This window comes from Blastococcus sp. SYSU DS0619, from assembly GCF_054051035.1.
Genome location: NZ_JBJHAM010000020.1, coordinates 1 through 11,288 on the forward strand (window position 1 = coordinate 1; position 11,288 = coordinate 11,288).

General features: G+C 76.4%; 11 protein-coding genes. 4 read left to right on the forward strand and 7 right to left on the reverse strand.

All coding sequences use genetic code 11. The features are described from left to right. Positions 1-115: 115 nt before the first annotated feature. Positions 116-745 carry a permease gene (locus ACI79T_RS17490; RefSeq protein ID WP_456611363.1) on the reverse strand — a complete coding sequence of 210 codons (630 nt, stop codon included), beginning with the start codon at positions 743-745 and terminating at the stop codon, positions 116-118. Between the two features lie 346 nt (positions 746-1,091). On the opposite strand from ACI79T_RS17490, the gene ACI79T_RS17495 reads away from it, so the two are divergent. The 3 genes from ACI79T_RS17495 (at position 1,092) to ACI79T_RS17505 (ending at position 3,650) form a co-directional block, all read left to right on the forward strand. Continuing rightward, positions 1,092-1,337 (forward strand): BatC protein, encoded by a 246-nt coding sequence (locus ACI79T_RS17495; protein ID WP_456611364.1) that lies wholly within the window; start codon positions 1,092-1,094, stop codon positions 1,335-1,337. A 68-nt stretch (positions 1,338-1,405) separates the two neighbouring features. Continuing rightward, positions 1,406-2,659, forward strand: coding sequence for a cupin domain-containing protein (locus ACI79T_RS17500; RefSeq protein ID WP_456611365.1), 1,254 nt, complete (start codon positions 1,406-1,408; stop codon positions 2,657-2,659). 13 nt (positions 2,660-2,672) lie between these two features. Beyond that, a complete protein-coding gene (locus tag ACI79T_RS17505) occupies positions 2,673-3,650 on the forward strand; it encodes a sucrase ferredoxin (protein WP_456611366.1) in 978 nt (325 codons plus the stop codon). Between the two features lie 16 nt (positions 3,651-3,666). Here the strand turns inward: ACI79T_RS17505 and ACI79T_RS17510 are convergent, their stop codons facing one another. From ACI79T_RS17510 to ACI79T_RS17520, 3 genes are read right to left on the reverse strand one after another with little or no spacing between them, the layout of a single operon-like run. Next, positions 3,667-4,857: an alkaline phosphatase family protein gene (locus ACI79T_RS17510; RefSeq protein ID WP_456611367.1), complete on the reverse strand. Its 1,191-nt coding sequence runs from the start codon at positions 4,855-4,857 to the stop codon at positions 3,667-3,669. Further along, on the reverse strand, positions 4,854-5,588 hold the full coding sequence (locus ACI79T_RS17515; RefSeq protein WP_456611368.1) for a methyltransferase domain-containing protein: 735 nt from the start codon (positions 5,586-5,588) through the stop codon (positions 4,854-4,856). Before ACI79T_RS17515 ends, ACI79T_RS17510 begins: the two co-directional genes overlap by 4 nt. A gap of 37 nt (positions 5,589-5,625) precedes the next feature. After that, complete coding sequence (locus ACI79T_RS17520) at positions 5,626-6,111, reverse strand: VOC family protein (protein ID WP_456611369.1); 486 nt, start codon at positions 6,109-6,111, stop codon at positions 5,626-5,628. A 173-nt stretch (positions 6,112-6,284) separates the two neighbouring features. Here ACI79T_RS17520 and ACI79T_RS17525 point away from each other — a divergent pair, with 173 nt between their 5' ends. Continuing rightward, the gene (locus ACI79T_RS17525; protein ID WP_456611370.1) at positions 6,285-6,470 is read left to right on the forward strand and encodes a hypothetical protein; all 186 of its coding nucleotides are present in this window, start codon (positions 6,285-6,287) and stop codon (positions 6,468-6,470) included. A 62-nt stretch (positions 6,471-6,532) separates the two neighbouring features. Here the strand turns inward: ACI79T_RS17525 and ACI79T_RS17530 are convergent, their stop codons facing one another. The 3 genes from ACI79T_RS17530 to ACI79T_RS17540 are packed head-to-tail and all read right to left on the reverse strand — an operon-like array spanning position 6,533 to position 11,153. Continuing rightward, a complete protein-coding gene (locus tag ACI79T_RS17530; RefSeq protein WP_456611371.1) occupies positions 6,533-10,324 on the reverse strand; it encodes a DNA polymerase III subunit alpha in 3,792 nt (1,263 codons plus the stop codon). Beyond that, the gene (locus ACI79T_RS17535; protein ID WP_456611372.1) at positions 10,321-10,830 is read right to left on the reverse strand and encodes an SAV_6107 family HEPN domain-containing protein; all 510 of its coding nucleotides are present in this window, start codon (positions 10,828-10,830) and stop codon (positions 10,321-10,323) included. The genes ACI79T_RS17530 and ACI79T_RS17535 overlap by 4 nt, the downstream gene beginning before the upstream one ends. After that, on the reverse strand, positions 10,830-11,153 hold the full coding sequence (locus ACI79T_RS17540; RefSeq protein WP_456611373.1) for a DUF6504 family protein: 324 nt from the start codon (positions 11,151-11,153) through the stop codon (positions 10,830-10,832). The genes ACI79T_RS17535 and ACI79T_RS17540 overlap by 1 nt, the downstream gene beginning before the upstream one ends. Between the last annotated feature and the right edge of the window lie 135 nt (positions 11,154-11,288).

Sequence of the window (11,288 nt, forward strand, 5' to 3'; positions counted from 1 at the left end):
CCCCCCCCACCCCCCCGCCCCCCCCCCCCCCCCCCCCCCCCCCCCCCCCCCCCCCCCCCCCCCCCCCCCCCCCCCCCCCCCCCCCCCCCCCCCCCCCCCCCCCCCCCCGCCGCGGTCAGCGGACGGCGAAGCGGTCGTTCTCGGCGTCGTGCTTGCCGGGCCACATCTTGGCGCCGAGCACGCCACCCAGGGCCGCCGCGGCGATCGACAGGCCCAGTCCGAGCACCGCCCAGCTGGCGGCCGAGCGAGCCGCATCGGCGGCCTGGCCGGCCTGGATGTCGGGGATGTCGGCCTGCTGGATCCCGGCGATGTCGGTGACCGCGCCGGCCAGCGAGCCGAGGAGGGCGCCGCCACCGAACAGGGTGAGCAGCACGATCGTCACCACGGCGAGCGCCCACACGAGGATGCCGTGGAGGAGGCCCTCGCTGAAGCCGCGCCACAGCGCGGTCGCCCCGGCGGTCAGGCCACCGAGGAAGAGTGCGATCAGCCCGTTGATCCCGCTGATCAGGTCGGCGTTGTTCCCGGAGTCCGTGCCGAGGTCCCACCACCCCAGGGCCAGCGTGGCCAGCTGGAGGAGCAGGAACGTGGGCACCGCGACGATCAGCCCGGCCCACACCGGGCCCCACCGCACCCGGTCGCGCCGCGGCGGTGCGAGCGAGATCTGCGTGGGCCGCCCGAGGTGCTCGTCGCCGTGGCCGCCCTGCGGGGCGGCCGCGACGCGGGTGGCACCCTCCGTCGTCCCCACGGGCGTGGCGGCTCCTTCGTTGCGGACGTCGGTCCCGGTGCCGGAATCGATTCGTGCACGACCTTCGGTCATGACCCTCTCCTTCTCGTCGTCGTCTCAGCAGGTCGGGGGATCAATGCCCGGCCTGGTGGGCAGCCCACCCCGGGCGCCGAGCCGTAACCTGATCGAGACATTGCGCGCCCCGCCCGGCCACTCCTCCGCCACACTCCTCCCCCGGCCGCGAACGCCGAGGTCACCGCCCATGTGTGGACCGGGAGCGTGCGAGGTACAGCAGCCCCCGCAGGGCCGCCGTCCGGTGGCCCGGTCGATCGGATCGGAGGAGCCAGTGGCGCTCGACGACGAGGACATGACGAGCACGGAAGGCCCGGCCGACGGTGGTGCGTCCGGCACCCCCGGCACGCACGACGGTGGTGCTGACGGCGGCGCCGACGGTGGCGCCGACGGCGGTGCCGACAGCGGTGCGGAAGGCCCGGCCGACAGCAGCGCCGGCACCGCGGACCACGGCGCATCCGGCACCCCCGGGGGCCACGACGGCGGTGCTGATGGCGGCGCGGACGGTGGCGCCGACGGCGGTGCGGACGGTTCGGCCTGACCGAGAGCCCGACCCCGCAGGGCCGGGCGGAGCAGTCGCTCCGCCCGGCCCTGCGGCGGTGCACGGACATGGCGCCCGAGCTCTTCGCCGAGCAGTACTGGGCGCAGCGCCCGCTGCTCACGCGGGCGGCGGACACCGGTAACTCCTTCACCGACCTGCTCGACCTCCCCGCGGTCGACGAGCTGCTCTCCCGGCGCGGCCTGCGGACACCGTTCCTGCGGATCGCGAAGGACGGCGCCGTCGTCGAGGCGAAGCGGTTCACCACCTCCGGAGGGGCCGGCGCGGAGATCGCCGACCAGGTCTCCTCCGACGCGGTGCTGCGACTGTTCGCCGACGGGAGCACCGTCGTGCTGCAGGGCCTGCACCGGCTGTGGCCGCCGCTGATCGAGTTCGCCGACCAGCTGGCCGCCGACCTCGGCCACCCCACGCAGGTGAACGCCTACGTCACCCCGCCGTCCTCGCAGGGCTTCAGCCCGCACTACGACGTCCACGACGTGTTCGTGCTGCAGGTGGCCGGGGAGAAGCACTGGACCATCCACGAGCCGGTGCTCCCCGACCCGCTGCGCACCCAGGTCTGGACCGATCGCGCCGAGGAGGTCGCCACCGCGGCCGCGCGCGAGCCGGTCATCGACGCGGTGCTGCGCCCCGGTGACGCCCTCTACCTGCCGCGCGGCTACCTGCACTCGGCCAAGGCCCTCGGCGAGATCAGCGCACACCTGACCGTCGGCATCCACTCGGTCACCCGCTGGGCCGCCGCCGAGTCGGTGCTGGACCTGGTGCGCACCCTGGCGGCCGAGGACCGCACCTTGCGGGGGTCGCTGCCCCTGGGCGTCGACCTCGCCGACCCCGACGTGCTCGCCGACGACGTCGCCTCCGTCGTCGAGGGGCTGCACGAGTGGCTGGGCCGGGTCGACCCCGCGGAGGTGGCCGACCGCCTCCGGGCCCGCACCTGGGCCCAGGTGCGGGCCGAACCGGTGGCCCCCCTCGCCCAGGCCTCGGCCGCCGCCGCGGTCACGGCGGAGACGGTGCTGCGGCTGCGCCGCCGGCTGCGCTGCACGCTGCGCGACGCCGACGACGGGCGGATCACCCTCCTCGCCGGGCGCCGCACGCACTCCTTCCCCTCCGACGTGCGCCCCGCGCTGACCGAGCTCCTGGCCGTCGGCGAGCTGAAGGCCGGCGACCTCCCCGGCCTGGACCCGGCGGACCGGCTCACCCTGGCGCGCCGGCTGGTGACCGAGTCGATCGCCACCGTGCCCGACGCCGCCCTGCCGGCGACCGGGCGCGCGGCCGCACGCGAGGACGCGTCCGGCCCCGGTCGGTGACCCGGTGGCGGGAGTGACCGACCCCGCGAGCGGCGACGACTTCTGCCGCACCGACGCCCCCGCACGCCCCCCGGGCCGGCTGGACGGGAACCGCTGCTCGGTGCAGGCGCTGGAGCGCGGCGACTCCGGCATCGCCACGGCCTCGCCGGTCTCGCGCTGGCTGCTGATCGAGCAGCCGGGGCCGTGGGGACGCCAGGCGCTGCTCCAGTCCCGGTTCGACCCGCGCGTGGCCCCGCTGCTGGCCGCCCGAGCGGACCGCGAGGGCGTGCGGGTGCTGCTGGTCCGCCGTCCCGGCGACCGGCTGTCCGACTCCGGCCGGCGCTGGGCCTACGCCGACAGCCGGCCCGGGCAGGAGGGGCTCTGGTGGTCGGTGCGCGCGGCCGACGCCGACCTGCTCACCGCGCCGTGGGACGGCTCGATCGGCGAACCGGCGCAGGGCCGGACGTACCTGGTGTGCACCCACGGCGGGCACGACGCCTGCTGCGCGCTGCGCGGCCGGCCCCTCGCCCGCGCGCTGCCCGCACCCGGCCCGGCCGACGTCTGGGAGTGCAGCCACCTGGGCGGCGACCGCTTCGCCGCCAACGTGCTCGTGCTGCCGCACGGCTTCTACTACGGGCAGGTGCCCGGGGACGGCGGGTTGGTCGTCGCCGCGCACGACCGCGGCCAGGTGGCGCTGCCGTGGCTGCGCGGGCGGGCCGGGCTCACGGCGCCGGTGCAGGCGGCCCAGCACTACGCGCGCGAGGAGCTCGGTCTGCTCGGCGTCGACGACCTGGCGCCGCTGGGGGCGGCGCGGCTGCCCGGCGGGGAGCCGGACGTGGAGCGGTGGGAGGTGTCCCTCGCCGGACCCGCCGGCCCCGTCGCGGTCACGGTCGAGAGCCGCCCGTCACCGGAGCTGGTCCACCTGACCTGCCAGGCGGCGCGGCCGGGCCGGGTGCGCACCTGGCACCGGCTCGCGGTCACGCCCCGGCCGGGAGCCGCGGCGGGGAGCTGAGCGGACCGGACGCCGGTCAGGCGAGGGCGCGCCCCCGGGCGGCCAGCAGCGGGATCGCCAGCTCCGTCGCCGTGAGCGACCCGTGATAGGCGGCAAGCCGGCTCGGTCCGGGCTCCAGGCGGGGGCTCACCAGCACCCAGCTGCCCCGGGCCAGCGCCACGACGTCGCCGATGCGGGCGGCGAGCGCGTCGTCCACCGGGCCGAAGATCCCGCTCGCGACGGCCTCCTCGCGCCCCACGACCCAGGCGCGGTCGCCGAGGACACCGCGCCACCGGTCCAGGACGTCGGCCTCGGCCCCGGGCTCGGTGTGCACGTAGCGGGCGCGCGGCTCGCCGGCGAGCAGCCGCACGCCGTCGGCGAGATCGGGCTCGTCGTCGAGGTCGAGGCGGGTGTGCGCGGGGACGTCGAGCATGCCGTGGTCGGCGGTGACCAGCAGGGCGGCGTCGTCGGGCAGGCCGTCGACGAGCTGCTCGACGATGCGGTCGACCAGCGCGAGCTGGGCCCGCCAGCTGGGCGAGTCGACGCCGCGGACGTGGCCGGTGAGGTCGAGCTCGGCCATGTACCCGTAGACCAGGGCACGCGGACCCGCGTCCAGGGCCGACCGCATGAGCGCCGTCAGGTCCCCGGGGCCGACCGCGCCGGTGTACTCGGCGCCGCGGTAGGCGGCCACGGTGAGGCCCGACCCCGCGTAGGCCCACGGCCCCACCGCGGTGACCGCGACGCCGTCGGCTGCGGCGTGCTCGAAGACGGTGGGCCGCGCCTGCCAGTCGGCGGGGTCGGGGTCGTCGGCCCACTGGGTGTGGTTGAGGACGCGCCCCTCCCCCGGCACCTCGGTGACGAAGCCCAGGACGCCGTGGCTGCCCGGGGGCAGCCCGGTGCCGATCGTGGTGAGGCTGACCGGGGTGGTGCTGGGGCAGGGCGCCTGGAGGTCCCCGGCCGGGCTGGCCAGCGAGGCGAGGGTGGGGGCGAGGTCGGCGTGGGCGCGGACCAGGTCGGCACCCAGCCCGTCGACGAGCAGGACCGCCACCCGCCGGGCGCCGTGCAGCGCCGAGGAGAGGCCGAGCGGATCGGCGGACAGGTCACCCCGCGGGACGGGCGCGCCGAGCGTCGCGGCCACACCCGGCAGCACGTCGGCCAGGGTGGCCACGCCGTAGGCCGGCCGGTGCAGGTCGGGTGGGAGCCCGCCGCCGTCGACCGCGCCGGTCACGCGCGGGTGGCCAGCAGGTGGAGGCCGGCGGCCACCTCGCGGTAGGGCGAGGCCTCGGCGAGCGCCAGCTCGAGGGCCCGCACGGCGGCCGGGTCGGCGCCGGAGGCGGCCTCGAGCAGGTCCGCGACGACGGAGACGCCGCGCCAGCTGCCGGGAGCGAGGCCCGCGCCGTCGACGAGCGCGAGGAGGTCCTCGGGGCTGAACCGGCGGCGGACCGGCCGGCCGGGGACGCCCCGGTCGCCGAGCACCGCGAGCGCCTCCGCGGGCTGCCCGGCGACCGCCCGGGCCAGCACGGCCCCGGCCCGGTTGGCGACGGCGAGGCTCACCCGGCCGCCCGGGCACAGCGCGCCGGCGATCTCCCGCAGGGTCACCGCCGGGTCGTCGACGACCTCCAGCACGGAGTGGCAGAGCGCGAGGTCGTACCCCCCGTCGTCGTCGGCGAGCACCTCGTGCAGCAGGTCGCCGTCGCCCTGCACGCCGCGGACCCGCTCCCCCACCCCCGCCGTCTGGGCGCGGCGGTGCAGGGTGGCGAGGGCGTCGGCGCTGGGGTCGACCACGGTGACGCGGTGGCCGAGACGGGCCAGGGGGACAGCGAACATGCCACTGCCACCGCCGACGTCCAGCACCCGCAGGGCCGTGCCGGCGCTGACCAGCGGGTCGAGCGCGGCCCAGACGGCAGCGGTCCGGGCGGGCAGCTGCTCGGCGGTCGGCGCGGCAGGTTCGGTCGGCACCCACCGGAGCCTAGTGGCGCCGGTGCGGCCGCACCGTTCAGGCGGGGACGCTGTCGGCGGCCCGCCGGATGGCGTCGAGGTCGATGCGGCGCATCTGCAGCATGGCCTGGGTGGCCCGCTGGGCCCGGCCGGGGTCGGGGTCGTTCAGCAGGGACATCAGCTCGGTGGGGACGACCTGCCAGGAGACGCCGAACCGGTCCTTCAGCCAGCCGCACATGCTCTCCTCGCCGCCCTCGGTGAGCCGGGTCCAGTAGTGGTCGGCCTCTTCCTGGTCGGCGCACATGATCTGGAACGAGACCGCCTCGTTGAAGGGGAACTGCGGCCCGCCGTTGAGCGCGGTCCAGGGCTGCCCGTCGAGCGTGAAGTCCACCGTCAGCACGTCGCCCTCCTTCATGGGCGGCGGCATGTCGGGGCCGTAGCGGGTGACATCGCGGATCGAGCTGTCGGGGAAGATCGACGTGTAGTGCCGCGCCGCCTCCTCGGCGACGCCGTCGAACCACAGGCACGGGATCTGCTTGGGCATGATCGGTCCTCCTTCGTGCACCGGCCGGGCGCCGGTGCTGGTGGATGGACCGCTCGTGGCCGCCGGACTCATCGGTCGCCGGCGCCCCGCGCGTCGCCGGGTGATCGTTTACCGGTCCGTCGGCTGGGGGCACACCCCTCGGCGTCCACCCCGCCGACGATCGAGGAGTTCCCATGGCCCGCTCCACCCGTCCCCGCCTGGTCCGCGCGACCGCGGCCGCGTTCGCCATCACCGCCGCCGCCTTCACGACCGCCGCGTGCGGGGAGGACGTCGTCGACGACGGCGTCGAGCAGAACGTCGAAGAGGGTGTCGACGAGGTCGAGCAGGAGGTCGAGGACGCCACCGACGACGAGGGCTGAGCCCACCGGGATGGCCCGCTCCGGGCACCGCCCGCGAGTGCGAGGGCAGGAGGGGCCATCCCTCAGTGGCCGGAGCTGCCCGGGCTGGAGTGCCAGAGCTTCCGGGGCGGGCCGGACGCTGCCCGCCGCGCCGCGTCCTTGGTCTCGTCACCGGCCGGCTTGATGTCGGCGTAGGGCGACATCCGGAAGCCGGTCGGGTGCACGAGCACCGGCCGCACCATGACCGGCCGACTGCTGCGTGATGCCGCCGCCCCGGTGATCGCCTGCTCGGTGATCTCCCCCGGCGCCGCCATCAGCTCGGCGACCGACTCCAGCCCGCCGGCCTCCCACGCCTCGTGCAGCGCCGGCAGCTCCCAGGCCCCGGTGGCCCGCAGCGACATCCCCCGCGGGCCGGTGCGCCGCAGCACCCCGCGGATCACCAGCAGCCACGAGTGGAAGACCGTCGCGGCATAGGGCCCCTGCGCGTCCTCGAAGAAGGTCGAGTCGGTGCAGCCGGTGCCGTCGTCGAGGGTCACGAACACCACCCGGCGCCCGGACCGGATCGGCGGCGTCTGGGTGGCCACCTTGACCCCGGCGACCAGCACCTCCGCCCCGCTGCGGCAGCCGAGGAGCTCTCCGGCCGGGACCGCCCCGAGCGCCGACAGGAACGGCCGGTAGAAGTCGACGACGTGCCGGCTGGCGTCGAGCCCGAGCACCTCGAGTTCCGCCCGCACCAGCTCGGCGTCGGTGAACTCGGGCAGCCCGCTGCTCTCCGCCCAGGTGGGGGCGGTCGCGTCGTCCTGCCCCGCCGTCCCGACCGCCGGCTCCTCCTCCAGCCCCATCAGGTCCAGGCTCAGCTGCCCGTCGGACGTGGCCCGGGCGCCGCTGCGGCTCCACCGGTCCAGCTCGCTGATCTGCAGCAGCAGGTCCCGCCGGGTCACCTGGTGGCGCCGCCGGGTCGGCCGGCCGGCCTCCCGGTCGCGCATCCCGAAGCCGTAGAGCGAGTCGAACCCACCGGCCAGCACCAGCCGCTCGACCACCGGCCGGGACACCGATGCGCGCGACCAGAAATCCGTCAGTGACCGATAGGGCTGCCCGGCGACCACCCGCGCCACCTCGTCGTCGGAGATGCCCTTCACGTCGGCCAGGGACAGTCGGATGCCGTAGCGCGTGGGGTCGGGCATCGCCGTCGGCATCCACTCCGGGCGCCGCCACCCTCTACTCTCACCCTCCACCTCACGGTCAGGGTCCGCCGCACCGCCGTCCGCACCGTCGTCCGTGGTCAGCCGCTCGACGCGGTAGCTGCCGGTCGAGGCGTTGACGTCGAGGCCGAGCACCCGGACGCCGAAGTTGCGGGCGTCGTCGAGGATCAGCCGCTTCGGGTACATGCCGGGGTCGTGGGTGAGCACCCCGGCGAGGAAGGCTGCCGGGTGGTGGGTCTTCAGCCAGGCCGACTGGTAGGTGGGCAGCGCGAACGCCGCGGCGTGCGCCTTGCAGAAGCCGAACGACCCGAAGGCGGCCAGCACCTCCCACACCTGCTCGGCCACCTGCACCGGGTAACCGGCGGCCAGCGCCCGGGGCACGAACCACGCCCGCACCTCCGGGTGGGCGTCCTTCTCCCCCAGGGCGCGGCGCACCTCGTCGGCCTCGGCCAACGTGCAGCCGGCCATCCGGGCGACCACCTGCAGCACCTGCTCGTGGAAGACCACCACCCCGGCGGTCTCCGCGAGCGCGAACTCCAGGTCGGGGTGCGGGTACTGCGCCTCCCGCCACCCGTTCCGGGCCATGAGGAACGGGGTGACCATGTCGCTCTTCACCGGCCCGGGCCGGAACAGCGAGATGTCGATGATGAGGTCCTCGAAGGTCTGCGGCCCGAACTTGCCGACCAGCTCCCGCTGCCCCGGCGACTCGATCTGGAACATGCCGAGCGTGCGGGTGCTGCGGATCAGCTCGAAGGTCGTCGGGTCGTCTCGCGGGACGGCGTCGATGTCGACCGGCTCCTCACCGACCCGCTCGATCTCGTCGAGGGCGTGCGCGATCGCCGACTGCATCCGGATGCCGAGCAGGTCGAGCTTGAGCAGCCCCAGCTCCTCGACGTCGTCCTTGTCGAACTGGCTCATCGGATAACCCAGGTAGCTGCTCTCCACCGGGGTGCGGTCCAGCAGCGTGGCATCGGAGAGCAGCACTCCGCACGGGTGCAGCGCGATGTGCCGGGGCAGCCCGTCGAGCCGGGCGACGAGGTCGAACAGCAGGTCCAGGTCACCACTGCCGCCGGCCCGCTTCGAGCCCAGCCGGCTGGCCCGCAGCTCCGGCAGGTCGCGCAGCGCCGCGTGCACCTGGTTGGCCCGGATGTGCGGGAAGGCCTTGGCGACGGCGTCGACCTCCGCCTGGGGCAGCCCGAGCGCGGCGCCGACGTCGCGGATCGCGTGCCGCACCCGGTAGGTGTCCATCATCGAGATGCAGCTGACCCGGTGGGCGCCGAAGCGGTCGATGACCGCGTCGTAGACCTCCATCCGGCGGGCGGACTCCACGTCGATGTCGATGTCGGGCAGCTGGTGGCGCAGCGGCGAGAGGAACCGCTCCATCAGCAGCCCGTAGCGCAGCGGGTCGACGTCGGAGATGCCCAGCAGGTAGGTGACCAGGCTGCCGGCGCCCGAGCCGCGCGCGGCCGCCCGGACCCTCAAGCTCCGGATGAGGTCGACCACGTCGGCCACGGTGAGGAAGTAGGACGGGTACCCGAGGGACTCGATGACCGCGAGCTCGTCGGCCAGCCGCCGGCGCACCCGGGCCGTGGGCGCCATGCCACGCCGACCCAGCCCGGCCTCGCAGCGGGCCCGCAGCACCTGCACGGGACCCATGCCCCGTTCGGCCGGCGTGGTGACGACGTCGAGCTCGGGGTACCGGACGCTGCCGATGCCCAGGTCGCCCGCCGGATCGACGGCACACTGCTCGGCCAGCCGGGCGGTGCGCTCGAGCAGCCGCAGGGCGGCGTCCCGGTCGGGGCCGACGACGTCCTCGGCGACCTCGGCCATCTCCTTGCCCGACTTCAGGTAGCCCTCGGCCGTGGTGCGGTCGACGTGCCGCGCGCCGAGCGGCACCAGCCGCCGGGCGGCGTCCAGCACGTCGGCGGTCGGTGCGTCCAGGGCGTCGACGTAGCGGACGGCGTTGCTGAGCACCACCGGCACGCCCTGCTCGGTGGCGAACCGCAGCATCGCCTGGGCCCGCGAGCGGTCACCGCGCCCGCGGTGGTGCACCAGCTCCAGCGCCAGCCCCGGGCCGAACACCGCACGCCAGGCGTCCAGCTGGTCGGCGGCCAGATCGGCCCGGCCGGCCAGCAGCGCCCGCCCCACCGGGGAGTCGGGGCCGAGCAGCGGGGTCAGCCCGGTCGCGTGCTCGGCGGCGATCGCCAGCGAGCTCACCGGCTCCCCGCGGGTGCCACGCAGGTGGGTGGCGCTGGTGAGCCGGCACAGCGACCGCCAGCCGGCGCCGTCCCGCGCCAGGAAGGTGACCCGGGGCAGCCGCGGGTCGACGCTCGCCCCGCCGCGGGCCGGAGCCCGGCGGCCGGCCGTCGCGGCCCGCGACCGCGGGGGCCGCGACGCGGTGAGGTCCTCCCCCAGCACGTGCGCGAGCGCCGGGGGCACGCTGGTGCCCAGCGACGGCGCCACCGCCAGGTCGACGCCGAAGATCGGCCGCACCCCGGCCGAGCGGCAGGCCAGCGCGAACTTCACCGCGCCGTAGAGACCGTCCCGGTCGGTCAGGGCCAACGCCGGCATGCCGTGCTCGGCGGCGCGGGCTACCAGGTCGGCCGGGTGGTTGGCCCCGTACCGCATGGAGTAGCCGGAGGCGACGTGCAGGTGGACGAAGGGGTCGCTCACCGCCAGGGCCCGGCGGACCGGGACACGGCAGCGGACGCCGACCCGCCGACCACGTGCGGCCTCGGGTAGCGGGGCGACTCGGGCAGCGGCGTGCTGCCGAGCGCGGTCTCGACCACGCCGAGGAAGGCGCGGACGTCCCGCACCAGGTCGTCGGCCTCCCGCTCGGTGACCGCCCGGGACAGCCCCGCCTCGGCGGCGGCGCGCTTGCCCGCCCCGGCGGCGAAGAAGGTGGCCCACTCCCCCAGCTCCGGCGCCACCTGCCCGAGCAGCACCCAGGCGCTGCGCGGCCGGCGCCGCCCGCCCTCCGGCCGGGTGCGGGCGGCCAGCACCGCGGCGGCGGCGCGGAGCGCGGCGAGGTGGGCGGTGGCGTACCGCTCCCGCTGATCGGTGGCCGCGGCGGCCGCGGCCAGCCCCCGGTGGGCCTGGCCCAGCAGCGCCGAGGCAGCGGCGGGCAGGGCGGGGGGAAGCGGCAGCTGCTCGGCCGGCACGGCCCGTGCGGCGCCCATCAGTCGTGCACCCGCACGAGCCACCAGCGGTTGCCGGACGCGTCCCAGGACAGGTCGTAGACCCCGGCGAAGCTCATCCGGGAGCGCCCGGCCCGGACCGCCTCGACCCGCCAGACCTCCCGCGGTGCCACCAGGTCGGCGGACGCACCGCCCGTGCCGGCGTCCCGCAGCCACCACGGCGCCGTCTCGACCCAGGAGTCGAGCAGCTCGCCCACGACGTACCGGGACTGCCCGCGCCAGAACTGCACCGGGCCCAGGGGGCCACGCTCGACCTGCACCTCTTCGCCGACCCGTCCGACGACCTCACCCAGCACCCGGCTCATGCCCGACTCCCCACGCCTCACCCCGCGCACACGCCACCCCGGAACCCCCCGCCGGCGGGGAAGAGCCGGGAGAGGCGGGCTGCACGTCGTTCGAACAGGTGTTCGAACGCCCGTTTAGTAGACCCGAGCGCCCCG